This window comes from Dechloromonas aromatica RCB, from assembly GCF_000012425.1.
Genome location: NC_007298.1, coordinates 1,854,518 through 1,874,467, shown reverse-complemented (window position 1 = coordinate 1,874,467; position 19,950 = coordinate 1,854,518). Strand labels below are relative to the sequence as shown.

Genomic DNA, 19,950 nt, shown 5'->3' with positions numbered 1-19,950 from the left:
TCTTTCTCCTGAGCTTTTAAAACAGACGGAGCTTGGCGCTCCGCCGTTACAACTTTACTGTGCAGCGTCCTGGACTTCGACGAATTCGTCGTCGCCGCCAGCGGCCACGATATCCTGAACCACCTGGCTGCGACCTTCGAGGATGGCATCAGCGACACCACGGGCATACAACTGAATGGCACGGGAAGAGTCATCATTACCCGGAATGACGTAAGCAACACCGTCCGGAGAGTGGTTGGTATCGACCACACCGATAACCGGGATACCGAGCTTTTCGGCTTCGGTGATGGCGATCTTGTGGTAACCAACGTCGATGACGAAGATAGCATCCGGCAGACCGGCCATTTCCTTGATGCCGCCGATGGACTTCTGCAGCTTTTCCAGTTCGCGACGGAAGGTCAGCGCTTCCTTCTTCGGCATTTTTTCCAGCTCGCCAGCCTCAACAGCCACTTCCATGTCTTTCAGGCGCTTGATCGAGGTCTTGACCGTCTTGAAGTTGGTCAGCATGCCACCCAGCCAACGCTGATCGACAAACGGAGCACCGGCACGCAGCGCTTCTTCGCCGATGATTTCGCGAGCCTGACGCTTGGTACCGACAAACAGGATGGTGCCGCGGCTGGAAGCCAGCTTCTTCACGAACGCCATAGCTTCGTTGTACTTAGCCAGGGTCTTTTCGAGATTGACGATGTGAATCTTGTTGCGTGCACCGAAGATGTACGGGGCCATCTTGGGGGACCAGAAACGGGTCTGGTGACCGAAGTGGACACCAGCCTCCAGCATTTCGCGCATGGTAACGGACATAGCAATATTCCTATTAAGGGTTGAACCTCCACCCGCCGGAAACGCCCGTCATTATTGAGTTTTGACGAACACCCTTAATCGGCGGATGTGTGGATTTTGGTCGCCTGCACCACGCAGACAACCGTTTCTTTCAGCCACGATAGCCGAGAAAAACCCGACGATTATAGCAGCAGTTGGAGCAACTAAAAAGCCCAAACGGCCGCTCAGTAGCCGTTCTGCTTCAAAGCCAGCAGTTGCAGCATCCGTTCGAGGTAAGGCTGCCAGTCTGGCATCTGCAAACCAAAATCGTTTTCCAGACGACCGCAGTCCAGCCGGGAGTTGGCAGGGCGACACGCTGGCGTGGGATATTCCGCAGTGGATATTGCCTGTATTGCCCCGGACTTCAGGCGCAAATCGAAGCCTGGAGCCTGCCCGGCCAACCCCACGATCGTCCGGGCAAAATCGCACCAACTGACCGGCCGCGATGCGGCCAGGTGATACAAGCGGCTTTCACTCTTTTCGAGCAATTTTCCGTGCTGCAGCATGGCCAGAGCAATGCCGGTCACCGTGGCAATAAGGGCAGCCGGGGTCGGCGAGCCGATCTGGTCGGCGACAACATTCAAACTTTCCTTTTCCCGCGCCAGGCGCAGGATGGTCTTGACGAAGTTCCCACCACGCGCGCCGAACACCCAGCTAGTCCGAAAGATAAGGGATTTTCCGCCTGCAGCACGAATCGCCTCCTCGCCAGCCAGCTTGGTCCGACCATAGACACTCTGCGGCGCAGTCACATCCGTTTCAAGATAGGCGGAGGCCTTGGCACCGTCGTAGACGTAGTCCGTTGAGTAATGGACCAGCAAAGCATTGAGCTGCGCAGCTTCCTCGGCCAGAACACCGGGTGCATCGGCGTTGATGCGTCTCGCCAACTCAGGCTCGGACTCAGCCTTGTCAACTGCCGTATAGGCGGTCGCATTGACGATGACCGAAGGACGAGTTTCGCGCACCACGGAACGAATTTGCGCCAGATCGGACAAATCGCACTGGGCACGACCGCAAGCCACGACGTCACCATGTGGCGCCAGGGAGCGCTGCAACTGCCAGCCGACCTGGCCATCCTTACCGAGTAGAAGAATCTTCATCGCAATACAAGCAAGTTGAAAACCTGTGGAGTATGCCATTTCCCGCGGCATCTGCTTTGCGAAACAGCCCCCATCATTTATCCTTCACCGTCCCCAACGCACCATAAGAACAGCCATGAGCATCACCATCAAGACCCCGGAAGATATCGAAAAAATGCGAGTTGCCGGGCGTCTGGCCGGAGAGGTCCTCGACTACATCGAACCCTTCGTCAAGCCGGGCATCACAACCGGCGAACTGGACAAGCTCTGCCACGACCTGATGGTCAATGAGCAGGGCTGCATCCCCGCCCCGCTGAATTACGCCCCGTCCGGCTACGCCCCCTACCCGAAATCGATCTGCACCTCCGTCAACCAGCAAGTCTGCCACGGCGTACCGGGCGAGCGGGTATTGAAGAGCGGCGACATCATCAATCTCGACATCACGACGATCAAGGATGGTTATCACGGCGATACCAGCCGGATGTTTGTCGTCGGCGAAGGTTCGATCCAAGCCAAGCGCCTGTGCGAAATCACCTTTGACTGCATGTGGCTGGGAATTTCGGTCGTCAAGCCGGGCGCCTTCCTCGGCGACATTGGTGCCGTCATCCAGAAGTACGCCGAGAAAAGTGGCTACTCCGTCGTCCGTGAGTTCTGCGGCCACGGCATCGGCAAGAAATTCCACGAAGACCCGCAAGTGCTGCATTACGGCAAGCCTGGCACCGGTCCAAAACTGGAACCGGGCATGATTTTCACCATCGAACCGATGATCAATGCCGGCAAGGCAGCGATCCGGGAAATGGCCGATGGCTGGACCATCGTCACCAAGGATCGCAGCCTGTCCGCACAATGGGAACATACGGTTCTGGTGACCGAGACCGGCTACGAAGTGCTGACCCTCTCGGCTGGATGTCGCCCCAAGCCTGACTGGATCGCTTAATGTCCTGCGACGTCGCCGCTCTGCGGGCCGAAGTCAAGGCCAATCAAAACCAGCTGCGGCTGAATTATGAGCAAAGCAATGATGCCGTCGCCCTGCTCCGGGATCGTTGCCAGCATGTCGATACGGTCCTCGAAAAACTCTGGCTGTCGCTGAATTTTCCAGCCTCCCTGGCCTTGGCGGCGGTCGGCGGCTACGGACGCGGCGAACTTTACCCCGCATCCGATATCGACCTGCTGATCCTGTTACCTCAGGAAGCCAGCGCCAGCCTGCAGGAAAAGCTGGAACGCCTGGTTGGCCACTTCTGGGATATCGGCCTTGAAATCGGCCACAGCGTGCGCACCGTTCAGGAATGCCTGGATGAAGCAGCCAACGACATCACCGTACAGACCGCGCTACTCGAAGCCCGCCTGCTGACGGGCAACACCAAGCTGTTTGCTACTTTTCAAAAGCGACTGCGCGGCAATCTCGACCCACTGCATTTTTTTGAAGCGAAGCGACTGGAACAACAGGAACGTTATCTACGCTTCAACGAAACGCCGTATAGCCTGGAGCCGAATTGCAAGGAATCGCCCGGTGGGTTGCGCGACATCCAGGTCATTTTCTGGATTGCCAAGGCCGCCGGCTATGGATCGACCTGGGCAGAACTGCACCAGAACGGAATCATCACTCAGGAAGAAATGATCCAGATGGAGGGATGCGAGGCGTATCTGAACCATCTGCGTATCCGCCTTCATTTCATGCTGGGACGGCGCGAAGATCGGCTGCTGTTCGACTACCAGAGTACCCTGGCAGCCAACTACGGCTTCGTATCGAACGAAGCCAAGCGCGAGTCGGAGCAATTGATGCAGGTTTATTACCGGAATGCCAAGACGGTAACCGTGCTCAATACCATCCTGCTGCAAAACATGGGCGCCGCCCTCACACCGGAAAGTGAACAAACGCCGCAGCAGCTCGACGAGAGCTTCCAGATCGTCGGCAACCTGCTGGACATCCGGGATGAGCAACTTTACGAGCGCAACCCTCTGGCCATTCTTGACAGTTTCCTGGCCATGCAGGAAAGCCATGAACTGTTCGGCATGACGGCACGAACCCTGCGCGCCCTATGGCGTGCCAGGGAGCAGATCACCCCGGAATTCCGGGCCAACCCGGAAAACCGTGCGGCTTTCATGAAGCTGCTTCAGGGCGATCGCGGCATCGTCCATGAATTCCGACGCATGAACCAACTCGGCATCCTCGGCCGCTATCTGCCGAATTTCGGACGCATCGTCGGGCAGATGCAGCATGACCTGTTTCACGTCTACACCGTGGACCAGCATATCCTGCAAGTAATGCGCAACATCCGGCGGTTCACGATGAGCGAATTCGCTCACGAATATCCGCTCTGCTCACGGATCATCAGCGAGCTGGACCGGCCCTGGCTGCTCTACGTGGCCGCCCTCTTCCACGACATCGCCAAGGGGCGTGGCGGTGACCACTCCGAACTTGGCACGGTCGACACCCGTGAGTTTTGCGTCAATCATGGTTTGAGCGAAGAAGATACCGAGCTGGTGGTCTGGCTGGTCAAAAATCATCTGGTCATGTCGCAGGTCGCCCAGAAGGAAGATCTCAGCGACCCCGACGTCATCGCCAACTTCATTCGACTGGTCGGCGATACTCGCCACCTGCAGGCGCTCTACCTGCTGACCCATGCCGACATTCGCGGCACCAGCCCAAAGGTCTGGAACAACTGGAAAGGCAAGCTGCTGGCTGACCTTTACTACCAGGCGATTCACCACATCAATCAGGGCGAAGCACCGGCTGCGCATGGGGTCATTGCCGAACGCCAGGCTGAAGCCATGCGCCTGCTGCGCTTCTTCGCACTCTCAGCCACAGTGCATGAGCGTCTCTGGAAGCAGCTCGATACGGTCTATTTCCTGCGCCACTCGGCCGAAGAAATTGCCTGGCACACGCGCTCGCTGCATTACCGGATTTATAACAACCAGCCGGTCGTCCGTGCCCGTCCAAATCAGGAAGGGGATGGCTTGCAGGTCATGGTCTACACTCAGGACCAGCCCGACCTCTTCGCCCGCATCGTCGGCTTCTTCGCCCGCGCCGGCTACAGCATTGTCGATGCCAAGATTCACACCACGGCGCATGGCTACGCGCTGGACAGCTTCGTCGTGCTGGATATCGAAGAGCGCGACAACGATCGTGAAATGGTCGCCTATATCGAACACGAACTAGAGCAGCGCCTGTTGCATCAGATGCCGCGAGATGTACCGTCATCAGGCAGGCTATCGAGGCAAGTCAAGCACTTCCCGATCAAGCCGGAAGTCAGCATCCGTGGCGATGAAAAAGGCACCCATTTCATTCTGTCGCTGGTTGCCGCCGACCGCCCCGGCCTGCTTTACACCGTGGCCAACACGCTCACCGAACATGGCGCCTATCTGCACACCGCCAAGATCACCACGCTCGGCGAACGGGCGGAAGACGTTTTCCTGATCAGCGGTGGTGATTTGCGGGACACGCACAACCGTATCCGCCTGGAAACGGAATTGATGGAGCGACTCAAGGTCTAGAAACGATCTTGGAACCTTCCGGTAAGCGCAAGACCTTGCTGCTTACCGGAAGCATGACTTAAACCGACAGACCGAGCGGCTGGCTGTTGTTCTGACAACCCACCAGTTTTTCGATAATCGCCTTGACTCGACCCATCGCCTCCTGCAACACGGGTTCCAGGCTTTCGAAATGGATGCCGTTGGCACTGTTGCCGCGGCCCGCCGCATGATTGGCCACGACGTTGATCGCCGCATAAGGCGTACCCAGTTCGCGCGCCAGCACTGCTTCCGGCATGCCGGTCATGCCGACCACATCTGCTCCGTCACGCTCCAGCCGGTTGATTTCGGCTGCCGTTTCGAGGCGTGGCCCCTGGGTGGCTGCGTAGACTGCGCCAACCTTGACGTCAATGCTCAGTTGCTCACCGGCCTCAAGGATGCGACGGCGCAATTCCGGGTCATACGGATCGGTGAAATCGATATGATTGACCGGCGTGCCGTTGCCATCGAAAAAGGTCGATTTACGGCCCCAGGTATAGTCGATGATCTGGTGTGGCAGGACAATGTCACCCGGTTGCAGGTCGCCACGAATACTACCGACCGACGCGACGGAAATGACGCCGCTGACTTTGTGGTGATGCAGCGCCCACATGTTGGCCCGGTAATTGACCATGTGCGGCGGGATGGTATGGCCATAGCCATGGCGCGGCAGGAAGACTGCCGGCTGGCCACAGATCTGCCCGAAAACCAGGGCGCCGGACGCTTCGCCGTAAGGGGTGCGGACGACTTCCCGGTGTGAAACGTCGAGATTGGACAGCGTAGTCAGGCCGCTGCCGCCAATGATTGCCAGCATGTTATTTCTTCCTTTCAGCCAGCAGCGAAGCCAGCGTCGGCACCACGCCTTTGAGCGACGGATGCGTTTTCATCATTCGGACCAGGTCGGCCGGATTATCTTCAAGCTTGCGGTACAGCGCATGACGTCGCTGACCGACAAAGGGCAGATCAGCGAAAGTCTTGCCATTGTGGTAACCGACCAGCGTATCCCGGCCGATATCCTTGGCCTGCCAGGGAATGACCGTCCGATCCACCAGATGCAGGAACTGCACACTCGGCAGGCCGGCGGCCAGTTCTGCGACGACGCGGTGAATTTTCTCGCGATAGGCGATGACTGCCTTCCCGGCATCCGTCGGCACCGCGCCCGTGGTTTCCGCCGGAGCGCCCATCAGCCAGCAGACCACCGTGTCCGGCGCGAAGGCTTCGATGGCAGTCCGCTGCTGATCGGTCAGCGTAGAAATCTCGGCCAGCATCAGCGTGACATCACTAGCAGCGACACGCAGCCGGGTTGCTTCCAGACATGGCTCCAGGGAGTCGATGGACAACACCGCCAGACCACGCCTGGCCAAGGCCTGCGTCGCAAAGCCAACGCCGCAGCCGATTTCCAGCACCCGTTTTCCCGGGACCAGCGCCGCCATCCACTCATAGTCGCCACGCCGGACATAGGTTAGGCCTTCGGCTTCCCAGTACCCAATGAACTCGGCGACCGTCGCACCACTCATGCGTCATCCTTCATGGCGTAGATTGCTGGCAGATTACGCCAGACGCCGCCGGCGTCCATGCCATAACCAAAGACAAAGCGATCCGGTACGGTCAGACCGATAAAATCGGCGGCAACCGGCTTTTCCTTGCCATTCAGCTTATCGGCAAAGACAGCCGTCAGCACCTCTTCGGCCCCCATGCGGCGCAGGCTTTCCTTGACGGCGGCCAGCGTCACCCCTTCATCGAGAATGTCGTCCACAACCAGCACCGAACGCCCCTTGACCGAGGTCCACGGTGCCGAGCGCCAGGAAATCTTGCCGCCCTGGGTTTCCGGGCCATAGCGCGTGGCGTGTAGATAGTCGAAATCGAGCGGAAAATCGAGCTTGGTCAGCAATTGACCGCAGAAGACCACGCCGCCGGTCATCACGCAAAGGACCAGCGGATACTTGTCGGCCAGCCGCTCGCGAATTGCCTGGGCAACCTCAGCGACCGCAGCCTGCACGATCGCTTCATCGTGAATCAGTTCGGCATTGGCCAGCATGGCCTGGGCTTTTTGCAGATCCATTCAGCCTCCCAGGGTCTTCAGATAGGCATCGAAAGCCGGCCCGACCTCCGGGTGGCGCTGGCCGAAAACCACCGTTGCCTGAAGGTAGCCAAGCTTGGAGCCGCAGTCGTAGCGCGTGCCGTGGTAGCGATAGGCCAGCACCTGCTCTTCGCTGAGCAGCGAGGCGATGCCATCGGTCAACTGGATTTCGCCGCCGGCGCCCGGCTTGACGTTTTCCAGATGATGGAAGATGCGTGGCGTCAGGATGTAGCGGCCGACGACAGCCAGCGTCGACGGCGCGTCTTCCGGTTTCGGCTTCTCGACAATGGCGTTGACCTGCTCTACCCGCTCTGCCACCGGACGGGCATCAACGATGCCGTAGCTCCGGGTATCGGCCCGCGGCACATCCTGCACGCCAAGCACGGAACAGCGGTAGTAGTCGTAGGTGTCGGTCATCTGCTTCATGACGGCTGGCTTGCCGTCGAGCAGGTCGTCGGCAAGGATCACGGCAAAAGGCTCGTCGCCGATCACCGGCTTGGCACATAGAACGGCGTGGCCGAGGCCAAGCGCTTCAGCCTGGCGGATATAGATGCAGTTGATGTTCTTCGGAATCATGTTGCGGACGAAATCGAGCAACTCGTCCTTGCCGCGCGCCTGCAACTCGCTTTCCAGTTCATAGGCCTTGTCGAAATGGTCCTCGATGGAACGCTTGGAGCGACCGGTCACGAACACCATGTCGGTGATGCCGGCCGCCACCGCTTCCTCAACGGCAAACTGGATCAACGGCTTGTCGACGATAGGGAGCATTTCCTTCGGGCTGGCCTTGGTGGCCGGCAAGAAACGGGTGCCCATCCCGGCGACAGGAAACACTGCCTTGCGAACCTTTTTCATTATTCGACTCCCTTTGCGAGCAATTTCATCAATTCTGCCTCATCGATCACCGGCACCCCCAGCTCCTGAGCCTTTTCCAGCTTGGAACCGGCTTCCTCGCCAGCGACCACATAATCCGTCTTCTTCGACACCGAGCCCGCGACCTTGCCACCGGCCGCCTCGACCAGCGCCTTCGCCTCATCGCGCTTCAGCGTCGGTAGCGTGCCAGTCAGCACCAGCGTCTTGCCAGCCAATAACTGTGGTCCTGCCTGCGCCGGTTCGCCTTCCGGCCAACTCACGCCCGCCCGGCGTAAACCATCGATGACCTCGCGGTTGTGGGCCTCGGCAAAGAAAGCGGCAAGGCTCTCGGCGACTACCGGCCCGACATCGGGGACCATTTGCAGTGCAGCGCTATCGGCCGCGAGCAAGGCATCCAGTCCGCCGAAATGCTTGGCCAGGTCACGCGCCGTTGCTTCGCCCACATTGCGGATGCCCAGCCCGAAGATAAAGCGGGCCAAGGTCGTTTGCCGGCTTTTATCGATCGCTGCCACCAGATTCTGAGCCGACTTCTCACCCATGCGCTCCAGCCCGGCCAGCGTTTCGACCGTCAGGCCATAGAGATCGGCCGGCGAATGAACCAGCCCGGCATCGACCAGTTGATCGACCAGCTTGTCGCCCAGACCTTCGATATCCATCGCCCGGCGCGCCGCAAAATGCCACAGCGCCTGCTTGCGCTGGGCCGGGCAATAGAGGCCACCGGTGCAACGGGCGATGGCTTCGTCGTCGCCCTTTACCACCGCCGAGCCACATTCCGGGCAGGTGGCGGGCAACTCGAATGGCGGATTCAAGGGTTCGCTACCGAACAAGTCACGCATCGGGCGCTTCTCCGGAACGATGGCGACCACCTCGGGAATCACGTCACCGGCCCGGCGGACGATCACCGTATCGCCGAGCCGGACATCCTTGCGCCGCACCTCATCCTCGTTGTGCAGCGTCGCGTTGGTCACTGTCACGCCACCGACGAAGACCGGCTTCAGGCGGGCGACCGGCGTAATTGCCCCGGTGCGGCCAACCTGAACATCAATACCAAGCACTTCAGTCAGCGCTTCTTCGGCCGGGAACTTGTGGGCGATGGCAAAACGCGGGGCGCGCGAGACGAAACCCAGTTGCGCCTGCCAGTCGAGGCGATTGACCTTGTAGACCACGCCGTCGATGTCGTAGGGCAGGCCCGGACGCTTGACGCCGATCTCGACAAAATAGCCGAGCAGGCCGCGCACACCCTGCACCACACGGCGCTCCTCCGCTACAGGGAAGCCCCAAGCGGCCAGGAGGCCCATCATCTCGCCGTGCGTCTTGACGGCCAACGCATCGGCGCCTGCCCCGACGCCATAGGCGAAGAAGGACAGTGGGCGCCCGGCGGTGATTTTTGAATCGAGCTGGCGCAGGCTACCGGCCGCGGCGTTGCGCGGATTGGCAAACTCCTTGTCGCCACGCTCCCGTTGTCGTGCGTTGAGTTCGGCGAAATCGGCTTTGAACATCAGCACTTCGCCACGAATCTCGATCAGCGCCGGCCAGCCTTCGCCCCGCAAACGCAGCGGAATGCAGCGCAAGGTACGCAGATTGGGCGTCACTTCCTCGCCGGTTACGCCGTCTCCGCGGGTTGCGCCGCAGGTAAAGACACCGTTTTCATATGTCAGACTGATCGCCAGCCCATCAAATTTTGGCTCCACGGCATAGTCAACCGCGGCAATCGTCTCCAGGCCATCACGGATTCGCTTGTCGAAGGCTTCGACCTCTTCCGGCGCGAAGGCATTATTCAACGACAGCATGGGCACGCCGTGTTGGCGTGGCGGGAATTCCTTGAGCGGCACGCCTCCAACGCGGTGGGTTGGCGAATCCGCAGTTAGCAGTTCTGGATATTGCTGTTCCAGCTCCTGCAGCTCACGGAAAAGCTTGTCGTATTCGGTATCAGGGATAGTCGGTGCATCGAGCACGTAATAGGCATAACTATGACGCTCCAGCTCGGATCGATACCATGCTGCGCGCTTGGCAACATCTTCCGGCAAACCCATCAGGAAAACAGCCGCAGTGCCTGGGGCGAACCGGCGGGCAGGCCGAAGCTGGCCATCGTCGCTTGCGGCTTGCCGATGAATTCACGACGAATATGGTCGAGCTGGGACTCCGACAGCGGCTGGCGATTGTCATCAACCAGCGCCCCCTGCAAGGTATCGGCGAAGCGCTTGGCGATCTCGCTCATCTGCATGAAGACGCGTTCGCCGTGATCGACACGCGGCACATCGAGCAGGAAGGTCAAACCGTGCGTCGTCACCGTGCGCAGCGCATCGGCCGAGAATGGTGTGCTTTCGTAGTTCTGCAGGCTGAACTGGGCCCGGCCATTGTCGTCGTAGCGGGTAAACAGGCCATCGATGCCAAGCGCCATACCCGCTGCTTCAGCCAGCGCCCGTATCTTGGTCCCCGAAAACGCAGAGGCCCGGCTCACCAGATTCAGGCCAATTTCGAGGTCGACTGCGGCACAGAAACGGTCAATTTCCTCAGCCTGATCCAGGACGCGAGACGACGGCATGTCGGCCACCGCCATCAGCTCATCAGCCAGGGCCTGCATGGCGTTGGTGAAGATGGTGATATCGCCTTCGGAGACCGGCCCCAGACGATTGACCAGTTGCAGGCCAACCCGCAAGCGGCGCAAGTTCAGTTCGCTATCCGGCGCCAGACGCTGCCATTCGCGGGCCCGCTCGTTGAAACCCACCCAATGCACCGGCTTGTTCAGGCGATGCAGGACTGAGCGTTGCGAATGCAGTATCTGGACGGCCGATACCGGCTCGACCAGCTCCATGGCAACGATAAACTCCAGCCGCGGATCGAGTAATTCCGCCGGCACTTCGCCAGCTGCAACCTCCGGCATTTCTTCGGCGAGAGCCTGGGCAACCGGCACCGGCTCGACAGGCACCGGCTCGACAGTCGGCGGCGGAACATCGACGATGGCCGGGATTTCCGGCATTTCCGGGATTTCGACATCCGCACTGGCTGGCTGCATGTCATCTGAGGGCATGGTCGGATGCAAATCGACGAATACGGGTTCAACGCGTTCCCCGAGCGAAGGCGCAGCATCGACGCGAATTTCCGGTTCATTGCGTTCAGCAACGGGGGCTTGCGGAGCCGTCTTTGGCCCACCGCCCAACAAGACATCTTCGTGATGCGGCTTCATGACTGCTTCAGCCAGCTTGCGCTGCCGGAATTCCTGCCACTTGTTGTAGCCAAATACGCCGACCACCGCCGTCGCACCCAGGCCAATCAATCCCATCTGGAGTTCGGTCATCTCAATCTCTTCCCGGGAGCGCCTTAGGCTGCGTCCCTCATTTTCAAAGCTTCCTGAATATCCACTTCCACCACGCGCGACACACCGGACTCCTGCATGGTGACGCCGACCAGCTGCTCGGCCATTTCCATCGCGATTTTATTATGGGAAATGAACAGGAACTGCGTTGCACCTGACATTTTCTTGACCATGGCGCAGAAACGTTCGGTATTGCTGTCGTCGAGCGGTGCATCGACCTCGTCGAGCAGACAGAACGGCGCCGGATTCAACTGGAACATCGAGAAGACCAGTGCAATCGCGGTCAGTGCCTTTTCGCCACCGGACAGCAGGTGAATGGTCGAGTTCTTCTTGCCCGGCGGCTGGGCGATGACCTGCACACCAGCATCGAGGATTTCCTCGCCGGTCATCACCAGCTCGGCCCGCCCCCCGCCGAACAGCTCAGGGAAAAGTTGTCCGAAATGGCCGTTGACCGTGTCGAAGGTGCTCTGCAGCAGGTCGCGTGTTTCGCGGTCAATCCGGCGTATGGCGTTTTCCAGCGTTTCCATCGCCTCGTTGAGGTCGGCTGCCTGCATGTCGAGGTAGCCCTTGCGCTCAGTCGCTGTTTCCAGCTCCTGCAAGGCCGCCATGTTGACTGCGCCGAGTTCGGCGATGGCGTTGGTCAGCCGGGTGATTTCCCCCTGCAAACTGGCCGGCCGGGCATTTCCGAGTTCGTTCTGCAGCGCAGCCTCGTCGGCCCCGGCTTCGAGCAATTGCTGCGCGAACTGCTCGCTATTGAGCGCTGCCGCCTGTTCCTTCAGTTTAAGGTCACCAATCCGTACCCGTAGCGGCTCCAGCCCCTGCTCGATGCGCAGGCGCTGCTCCTCGAAACCGCGCAGTGCATTCGTCGCCCCTTCCAGTGCATCGCGCTTCTCGGCCAGCACTTTCTCGGCGGCCTGCCGCGCTTCGAGGGCCGTCTGCAGGGCGCCTTCCATGACGTCCGGCGGCGCCGCCTCGACCTGCTCAGCGCACTGCGCCCGGTCCTTCTCGATGCGATTCAGTTCGCGCTGCGCCATCGCCTGCTGCGCGAAGACATCCTGCAGCTTGCCATCACTTTCACGCAGTGAGAATTGCGCCTCGCGCAAGGCCCGGTCGAGGTCGGCATTGCGCTCGCGCTCGGCACGCACGGCGCGTTCGCATTCGTCGAGGCGCGATTGGGCACCATGGACCAGGACACGGATGCGTCCCAAACCGTCGCGGATTTCCTCGATACGCTCGTCGGCCGACATTTCGCGCTCGCGTTCGCCCTCTTCTTCCTCGGCCAGTTCGGCCAACTGTTCGGCGACACGCTCCTTCTGTTCCTTGTAGCGTTCGATGGCCTGCGTCAGCTTGAGCACTTCCATTTGCACCGCATGCACGCGCTGCTGGCGATCGGTCACATACTGCCGGATCTCGCCCATTTCTTCCTGCTTGTCTTCAAGCTGCTCGTCGAGCATCGCCTGCTGCTCACGCTGGCTCCCAGCCTGTTCCTCAGCCACGGCAATGCCTTCGGCCAGCGTTTCAATTTCACGCTGGCGTTCAAGCAAACCATGCTCACCCTGATCCGGCGCGAAGAAAGTGACGCTATTGCGGGTCAGAAGATCGCCGCCACGGGTCACCAGCAGTCCGCCGTCTGGCAGTTCGTGACGCTGGCTTAGCCCCTCAGCCAGTGACTCTGCCGTACGCACACTGCCCAGCCAGTCGGCCAGCACAGCACGAATCGCCATGTCATCGCTGCGCACGCGAGCAGCCAGTGTTTTTTCCCCAAATGGATGGTCGACCGCGGCATTGGTGCCGAGCATCACCGCCAAGCGCGCTTCCGGCCGATCGTGCAGCCATTCGTCGAGTTTGGCTGGATCATCGCAGGCGATGGCGCTTAAGCGCTCGCGCAGCACAGCCTCAACCGCATCCTCCCAGCCCGCCTCGACCTGAATCCTCTGCCACAGCGGCGGTGCGCTTTCCAGATTGTGACGACGCAGCCACTCGGGTAGCTTGCCGGTCTGCTGGGTACGTGCCTGCATCTGCTCAAGCGCGGCGCGGCGGGCCTGACCGGCAGCCAGTTCGCGCTCGATGCGCTGCAACTCGGCCTGCGCTTCACGGCGGCGGGATTCCAGTTGCGGCAATTCCTGCTGCAGTTGCTGCAAATGATCCTGGTCGCCGGCCAGCTCCTCGCGCAGCATGGCGAGCTCTTCTTCCTTCTCGGCCAGTTCGAGTTCGTCCGGCGCCTCGCCGAAGGTTTCCTCGCGCAGGCGTTCACGGCGCTGAATGATTGCCTGCAGGGCGCGCTGGGCATGTGACTTGTTGGTCAACTCAACTTCCAGCTTCTGTTCGCTGTTGGTTGTCCGCGTCCGCAAACGTTGCAGTTCCTCCTGCGCCTGAACATGGTCTTCCTCGACCTGCGGCGCGATATTCATCTGCTGGTGCAGACGCTCTTCAGCTTCCTCGACGCGCAGCTTGGTGATTTCCTGAGTTTCTTCCCATTTCAGGCGATCTTCCACCAGCCTCTCCGCCGTCTCGCTCCAGTGCTTCAACTCGTCTTCCAGTTGCGCCAGACGGGCTTCGAGCTGACTACGCGATTCGCGGCGATGGCGGATTTCCGCCTCCAGCCTGGCGACTTCAGCGTTGGCCGTGTACATCTCGCTCTGCGCGTTATGCAGCGCGTCACCGGCGGCGAAATGGGCTTCGCGGGTTTCCTCGGCACGCGCCTCGGTTTCGCGCAAGGCGGCGCTTTGGGCTTCAAGTTCGGTCACAGCGCGCTCGACTTCCAGCGACAAACGCTGCCGTTCAGCCTCGGCCTCACGCTTCCTCAACAGCCACAACACTTGCTGGCGCTGAACCAGCTGTTCGTTCAACCCCTGAAAGCGACGGGCCACTTCGGCCTGCGCTTCAAGGCGCTCCATCTGGTTGCCGAGTTCGAGGCGAATATCCTCGACGCGCAGCAGGTTTTCGCGGGTGTCTTCCAGCCGGCCGTTGGTTTCCTTGCGCCGCTCCTTGTAGCGGGTAACGCCGGCCGCTTCTTCGAGGAAGACGCGCAGGTCATCCGGCCGCGCCTCGATGATGCGCGAAATCATGCCCTGGCCGATGATGGCGTAGGCACGCGGCCCCAGCCCAGTACCAAGGAACAGATCGGTGATGTCCTTGCGGCGAACCTTCAGGTTGTTGATGAAGTAATCCGACTGCCCCTGCCGGGTCAGCGTCCGCTTGACCGACAGTTCGGTGTATTGCGACCACTGGCCAAGCGCCCGGCCGAGCAGGTTCTCGAAAATCAGTTCGACGGACGCGCGCGACACCGGCTTGCGGTTGGACGAACCGTTGAAGATGACGTCCATCATCGACTCGCCGCGCAGCTCCGAGGCTTTCGATTCGCCCAGCACCCAGCGCACGGCATCCATGATGTTGGATTTGCCGCAGCCATTGGGGCCAACGACGCCGACCAGTTGGCCGGGAACGGCAACAGCGGTCGGATCGACGAAGGATTTGAAACCAGCGAGTTTGAGCTTGGTGAGACGCATGCCTGATTGTGGCGGGACAAATGCCCCTGCCATGTTGGGGGCCGTATAATAGCATCGACCTATTTGATCGACCCCGCAGTACCGAGGAAGGATCGGCCAGATGAACCCGGATGACCAGTTTCTCGCCCGTGCCATCGAACTGGCGCGGCAAGGCAGTGAAAGCGGCGAAGGCGGACCGTTCGGCGCCGTAATCGTCCGCGATGGCCGGATCATCGCCGAAGGCTGGAACCGTGTCGTCGCCAGCCACGATCCGACCGCCCACGCCGAAATTGGCGCCATCCGCACTGCCTGTGCCGGGCAAGACCACTTTCACCTGCACGGCTGCACCCTCTACGCTTCCAGCGAACCCTGCCCGATGTGCCTGTCGGCTGCCTACTGGGCGCGTATCGAACGCATCGTCTTCGCCAACAGCCGGGCCGAAGCGGCTGCCATCGGCTTTTGCGACGACGAGTTGTACAGCGAACTGAATCGCCATTTTTCGGCCCGCAGCATTGTCATGGAACATCACCCCATGCCCGGCGCGCTTGAGCCGTTGGAAAGCTGGGCCGCCAACCCCGGTCGAATCCCCTATTGATCCGCCGACCGTAAGCCATGCTTCCCACCTCGATCCCCCAGCGTGCCGAAACGCTGCAGGTGCTTCGCCTGATCAGTGAGTTCGAACCGATCCTGATGCTGTCCGGTGATGACGAAGGCTACGGCTCGCGCTGGACCATCGCTGGCCAGCAGGTGCAACCCGCCATTGCCCGCTACCTGATGGAATCCGGCTTTATCGCTGAGATCGGCAAAACCGAATTCGGCGCCAGAAAACTGGTCCTGACCGAAAGCGGCCAGGCTTTCCGCGAGCACGGGGTGAAATGGTGGTCCGAGCTGAATTTTCTCGAAAAACTGAAAATCACCGTGCTCGGTTAAGTCCGCCGCAAAAGTAAATTACGTATTGCAGTAATCAACCGGAGAAGAGGCTGATTTCGAAATCCGGACAACGGAAATCAAACGCTGATTTCATCAGAAAAGTTTGGCCGTATTTTGTGCAGGAACCAGCGTAATCGCCGCAGCACACAAAATAATAAAATTAGCAAACACTAAATAACCACCAATCATTTGCCAATTATTACTAAAGGCGTATCCTGAGTCCGCTTGCACAATTCAAGGCCTGAAACCGGGCCCAATAACGATACTCAAGAACAGCAATGATTGAGGACTTCCTCAGCTATAACTCGGTCATCGATGCGCTGACCGCGCATGTTGCACTGCTGAATGCACAAGGCGAAATCGTCGCCGTCAATGAGGCTTGGCGTACGTTTTCCGAAAACAACGGCAGCAGCTTGCCGGCTCATGGCATCGGCTGCAACTACATCGGCATGCTCGACAAACTGGCACATGCGCCGCATAACTCCGGTCTCGGCAGCCATGAGGATATTCGTATTGCCATCTCCGTAATCGCCGGCATTACCAGCGTTCTCGATGGCCAGTCAGCCAAATTCCAGATCGAATACCCATGCCATGCTCCCTGGGAGCAACGCTGGTTCCTGATGACCGTCACGCCGCTACCTGGCGGCACAGCGGTCCGGGCCATTGTCTCGCATGAAAACATCACTCCGCTGAAAGCAGCCGAAACCGAGGTGCGCGCACAAGGCAGCCGCCTCGCCCTGGCATTCAGCAGCACGGTGGAAGCCATCGCGCTGGCGATCGAAAAACGCGACCCCTACACGGCAGGCCATCAGCGTCAGGTGGCGACACTCGCCCGGAAAATCGGCCAAATCATGCAACTGAACGACGACCAGCTCTTTGGCCTGCACCTTGGCGCAACCGTCCATGACATTGGCAAAATATCAATCCCTGCGGAAATCCTCAACCGGCCTGGTGCCCTGTCTTCCCCCGAATATTCAATCATTCGCTGTCACCCGGAAATCGGCCATGAAATCCTGCGCGGGGTAGACTTTCCCTGGCCGATCGCCAATATGGTTCTGCAACATCACGAACGGGTGGATGGCAGCGGCTACCCGCATGGTCTCAAGGGCGACGAAATCTGCCTTGAGGCCAGAATCATCGGCGTTGCCGACGTTTTCGATGCCATCATCTCTCACCGCCCCTATCGCCCCGGCCATCACATGGACGAAGCGCTGCGGGAACTCAAACAGGGACGTGGCAAACTCTACGATGCGGACGTTGTCGATGCCGGGCTGTCATTCTTCACCCAAGTCAGTACGGCGTGGCACCATGCGCATGGTCCGGAAGACGAAAACTCGCATCCGCTAACGCATTTCTGACCGCTACCGACCTAGCTACTTGCTGCGGTCGACCCGAAAAATCAACCGATTTCCCATTTGATCATCGCCGCCCCCCTCGAATGAGCGGCAAGTAATCGCCGTCCAGCGTACCGGCATTTCCCGACCATCGCTGCAACGGACAACCCCCTTCCCCGTCTCGCCTTCGCAACTGCCAGGGGTCGGTGAGCTGTCCGCTGGCGACATCTGGCCGTCACATTGCAGGCGACCATCACGATCAGCCAGCACAAAGCGTCCGCCACCGGTCGTATTGCCGGGATAAGCCTTGCCGCGCATTTCGCCAGGCACACCGCCCAGACTGCCTCTGGCCTGATAGCCGATGGCACAGCCGGCCACTAGCGAGGCCGAGAAAATCGACAGGATAAATGCACGTTTGTTCACAAGGCAGCGAAAGCGTTTTCAGGGATAATTCGCTTTTTACACCCATTCGACGCCTGACGTGAATCCGCACCTCGCCCAACTCCAGCCCTACCCCTTCGAAAAGCTGCGCGCCCTGTTCGCTGGCGTCACGCCGAACCCGCAATATAAAGAGATCAAGCTCTCCATCGGTGAGCCACAGCACCCGACGCCGGCGTTCATCATGGACGCGCTGGCCAACGGCCTGAAGGGCCTTGCCAACTATCCCACGACGCAGGGTATTCCGCTGCTGCGCCAGACCATTGCCAAATGGTGCCGCCATCGCTACGGACTGGAACTGAATCCGGAAACGGAGATCCTGCCGGTCAACGGTTCCCGCGAAGCACTTTTTTCCTTCGCCCAGACGGTCATTGATCCAAGCCGCGGCCACGTGCCGTTGATCGTCAGCCCGAATCCGTTCTACCAGATCTACGAGGGGGCCGCCTACCTGTCCGGTGCCGAGCCGCGCTTCCTGAACAACCTGCCGGACAACGATTTCGCTTTCGACTATGCCAGCCTGAGCGAAGAAGAATGGGCCCGCGTCCAGTTGTTCTACGTCTGCTCGCCGGGCAATCCGACCGGCAAGGTGCTGTCGCTGGCAGACTGGAAAACGCTGTTCGCGCTGTCCGACAAGTACGGCTTCATCATCGCCTCCGACGAGTGCTACTCGGAAATCTATTTCGACGAAGCCAATCCGCCGATCGGCGGACTCCAGGCGGCCAAGCTGCTCGGCCGTACGAATGAGCGCCTGGTCATGTTCTCCAGTCTGTCCAAGCGCTCCAATGTGCCGGGCATGCGCTCCGGTTTTGTCGCCGGCGACGAGAAAATCCTGAAGAAATTCCTGCTTTACCGCACCTACCACGGCTGCGCCATGGCGCCTCCAGTGCAGACAGCTTCCATCGCGGCCTGGAACGACGAGTCCCACGTGCTCGACAATCGCAATCAGTACCGCGAAAAATTCGCAGCCTGCACGCCGCTGATCGGCGAAGTGCTCGGCACCGGCATGCCGGACGCCAGCTTCTATCTGTGGGCGAAGACCCCGATTGCCGACACCGAGTTCGCTCGCGGCCTGCTCGAACACTATAATGTCGTCGTTCTGCCCGGCAGCTTCCTGGCCAGAGAAGTCAGGGGCGTCAATCCGGGCGCCAATTTTGTCCGTATTGCGCTGGTCGCTTCGCTTGACGAGTGTCTCGAAGCAACCCAGCGCATCCGTCAATTTGCCCAACAACTGTAATCAGAGAGAGCCCTCATGACTCATCCCCTGCAAGCCACCATCGAAGAACTCTGGGAACGCCGCACCGAGCTGTCCCCGCAATCCCCCCCGACCACCATCGCTGCGATCAATTCTGTGATCGGCGATCTGGATTCCGGCAAGCTGCGCGTCGCCGAGAAAATCGCCGGCGAATGGTTCACCCACCAGTGGATCAAGAAGGCCGTGCTGCTGTCTTTCCGCGTCCGCGACAACCGCGTTCAGGAAGCCGGCGACATTCGTTTCTACGACAAGGTCGACACCAAGTTCGAAGGCTGGACCGAAGAGCAGTTCCGCCAGGGCGGCTTCCGCGTGGTCCCCGGCACCATCGTCCGCAAGGGTTCCTATGTCGCCAAGAACGCGGTACTGATGCCCTCCTTCGTCAATATCGGCGCCTACGTCGATGAAAGCACCATGGTTGACACCTGGGTCACCGTCGGTTCCTGCGCCCAGATCGGCAAGAACGTACACCTCTCTGGTGGCGTCGGCATCGGCGGCGTGCTTGAGCCGCTGCAGGCCAATCCGACCATCATCGAAGACAACTGCTTCATCGGCGCCCGCTCCGAAGTCGTGGAAGGCGTCGTCATCGGCGAAAACTCGGTCCTTTCCATGGGTGTCTACATCGGCCAGAGCACCCCGATCTACGACCGTGAAACCGGTGAAGTCACCTATGGCCGTGTCCCCCCGGGCTCCGTCGTGATCAGCGGCACCCTGCCGAAGGCCGATGGCAAGTACAGCCTGTATGCAGCCATCATCGTCAAGAAGGTTGATGCGCAGACCCGCTCGAAGACCAGCATCAACGAACTGCTGCGTCCGTAAATCAATCCCCCACGAAGGTCT

Annotated in this window: 17 protein-coding genes; 7 read left to right on the top strand and 10 right to left on the bottom strand. The window is 59.9% G+C overall.

The annotated features are described in order from the left end of the window. Positions 1-54: 54 nt before the first annotated feature. Together rpsB and rfbD are read right to left on the bottom strand one after the other, a co-directional pair. On the bottom strand, positions 55-801 hold the full coding sequence (rpsB, locus tag DARO_RS08985; protein ID WP_011287493.1) for a 30S ribosomal protein S2: 747 nt from the start codon (positions 799-801) through the stop codon (positions 55-57). Between the two features lie 203 nt (positions 802-1,004). Next, on the bottom strand, positions 1,005-1,916 hold the full coding sequence (gene rfbD, locus DARO_RS08980; protein WP_041224298.1) for a dTDP-4-dehydrorhamnose reductase: 912 nt from the start codon (positions 1,914-1,916) through the stop codon (positions 1,005-1,007). Between the two features lie 103 nt (positions 1,917-2,019). Between rfbD and map the strand changes: the two genes are divergently transcribed. Beyond that, positions 2,020-2,832 (top strand): type I methionyl aminopeptidase, encoded by an 813-nt coding sequence (gene map / locus DARO_RS08975; RefSeq protein WP_497463063.1) that lies wholly within the window; start codon positions 2,020-2,022, stop codon positions 2,830-2,832. After that, entirely contained in the window at positions 2,832-5,390 is a 2,559-nt protein-coding gene (locus tag DARO_RS08970) for a [protein-PII] uridylyltransferase (protein WP_011287490.1), read from the top strand. Before map ends, DARO_RS08970 begins: the two co-directional genes overlap by 1 nt. Before the next feature lie 58 nt (positions 5,391-5,448). Here the strand turns inward: DARO_RS08970 and DARO_RS08965 are convergent, their stop codons facing one another. Genes DARO_RS08965 through smc form a run of 7 tightly spaced genes read right to left on the bottom strand, consistent with a single transcriptional unit; the run spans position 5,449 to position 15,180 of the window. After that, positions 5,449-6,219, bottom strand: coding sequence for an S-methyl-5'-thioinosine phosphorylase (locus tag DARO_RS08965; protein ID WP_011287489.1), 771 nt, complete (start codon positions 6,217-6,219; stop codon positions 5,449-5,451). Between the two features lies 1 nt (position 6,220). Further along, positions 6,221-6,922, bottom strand: coding sequence for a methyltransferase domain-containing protein (locus DARO_RS08960; RefSeq protein WP_011287488.1), 702 nt, complete (start codon positions 6,920-6,922; stop codon positions 6,221-6,223). Continuing rightward, complete coding sequence (locus DARO_RS08955) at positions 6,919-7,467, bottom strand: hypoxanthine-guanine phosphoribosyltransferase (RefSeq protein ID WP_011287487.1); 549 nt, start codon at positions 7,465-7,467, stop codon at positions 6,919-6,921. Before DARO_RS08955 ends, DARO_RS08960 begins: the two co-directional genes overlap by 4 nt. Next, the gene (gene galU, locus DARO_RS08950) at positions 7,468-8,337 is read right to left on the bottom strand and encodes a UTP--glucose-1-phosphate uridylyltransferase GalU (protein WP_011287486.1); all 870 of its coding nucleotides are present in this window, start codon (positions 8,335-8,337) and stop codon (positions 7,468-7,470) included. After that, positions 8,337-10,388, bottom strand: coding sequence for an NAD-dependent DNA ligase LigA (gene ligA / locus DARO_RS08945; RefSeq protein WP_011287485.1), 2,052 nt, complete (start codon positions 10,386-10,388; stop codon positions 8,337-8,339). Before ligA ends, galU begins: the two co-directional genes overlap by 1 nt. Beyond that, the gene (locus DARO_RS08940) at positions 10,388-11,653 is read right to left on the bottom strand and encodes a cell division protein ZipA C-terminal FtsZ-binding domain-containing protein (RefSeq protein WP_011287484.1); all 1,266 of its coding nucleotides are present in this window, start codon (positions 11,651-11,653) and stop codon (positions 10,388-10,390) included. Before DARO_RS08940 ends, ligA begins: the two co-directional genes overlap by 1 nt. A 23-nt stretch (positions 11,654-11,676) precedes the next feature. Then, entirely contained in the window at positions 11,677-15,180 is a 3,504-nt protein-coding gene (smc, locus tag DARO_RS08935; protein ID WP_011287483.1) for a chromosome segregation protein SMC, read from the bottom strand. Between the two features lie 100 nt (positions 15,181-15,280). Between smc and DARO_RS08930 the strand changes: the two genes are divergently transcribed. From DARO_RS08930 to DARO_RS21675, 3 genes are all read left to right on the top strand, one after another. Then, entirely contained in the window at positions 15,281-15,754 is a 474-nt protein-coding gene (locus DARO_RS08930; RefSeq protein ID WP_011287482.1) for a nucleoside deaminase, read from the top strand. Positions 15,755-15,771: 17 nt separating this feature from the next. Then, positions 15,772-16,089: a hypothetical protein gene (locus DARO_RS08925; RefSeq protein ID WP_011287481.1), complete on the top strand. Its 318-nt coding sequence runs from the start codon at positions 15,772-15,774 to the stop codon at positions 16,087-16,089. A gap of 278 nt (positions 16,090-16,367) precedes the next feature. Further along, positions 16,368-17,447 (top strand): HD-GYP domain-containing protein, encoded by a 1,080-nt coding sequence (locus DARO_RS21675; protein ID WP_011287480.1) that lies wholly within the window; start codon positions 16,368-16,370, stop codon positions 17,445-17,447. A 15-nt stretch (positions 17,448-17,462) separates the two neighbouring features. On the opposite strand, the gene DARO_RS08915 is transcribed toward DARO_RS21675, so the two are convergent. Continuing rightward, positions 17,463-17,846: a hypothetical protein gene (locus DARO_RS08915; RefSeq protein ID WP_011287479.1), complete on the bottom strand. Its 384-nt coding sequence runs from the start codon at positions 17,844-17,846 to the stop codon at positions 17,463-17,465. A 58-nt stretch (positions 17,847-17,904) separates the two neighbouring features. Between DARO_RS08915 and dapC the strand changes: the two genes are divergently transcribed. Then, positions 17,905-19,095, top strand: coding sequence for a succinyldiaminopimelate transaminase (gene dapC / locus DARO_RS08910; RefSeq protein WP_011287478.1), 1,191 nt, complete (start codon positions 17,905-17,907; stop codon positions 19,093-19,095). Between the two features lie 15 nt (positions 19,096-19,110). After that, a complete protein-coding gene (gene dapD / locus DARO_RS08905; protein WP_011287477.1) occupies positions 19,111-19,929 on the top strand; it encodes a 2,3,4,5-tetrahydropyridine-2,6-dicarboxylate N-succinyltransferase in 819 nt (272 codons plus the stop codon). The last annotated feature ends 21 nt before the right edge of the window (positions 19,930-19,950 follow it).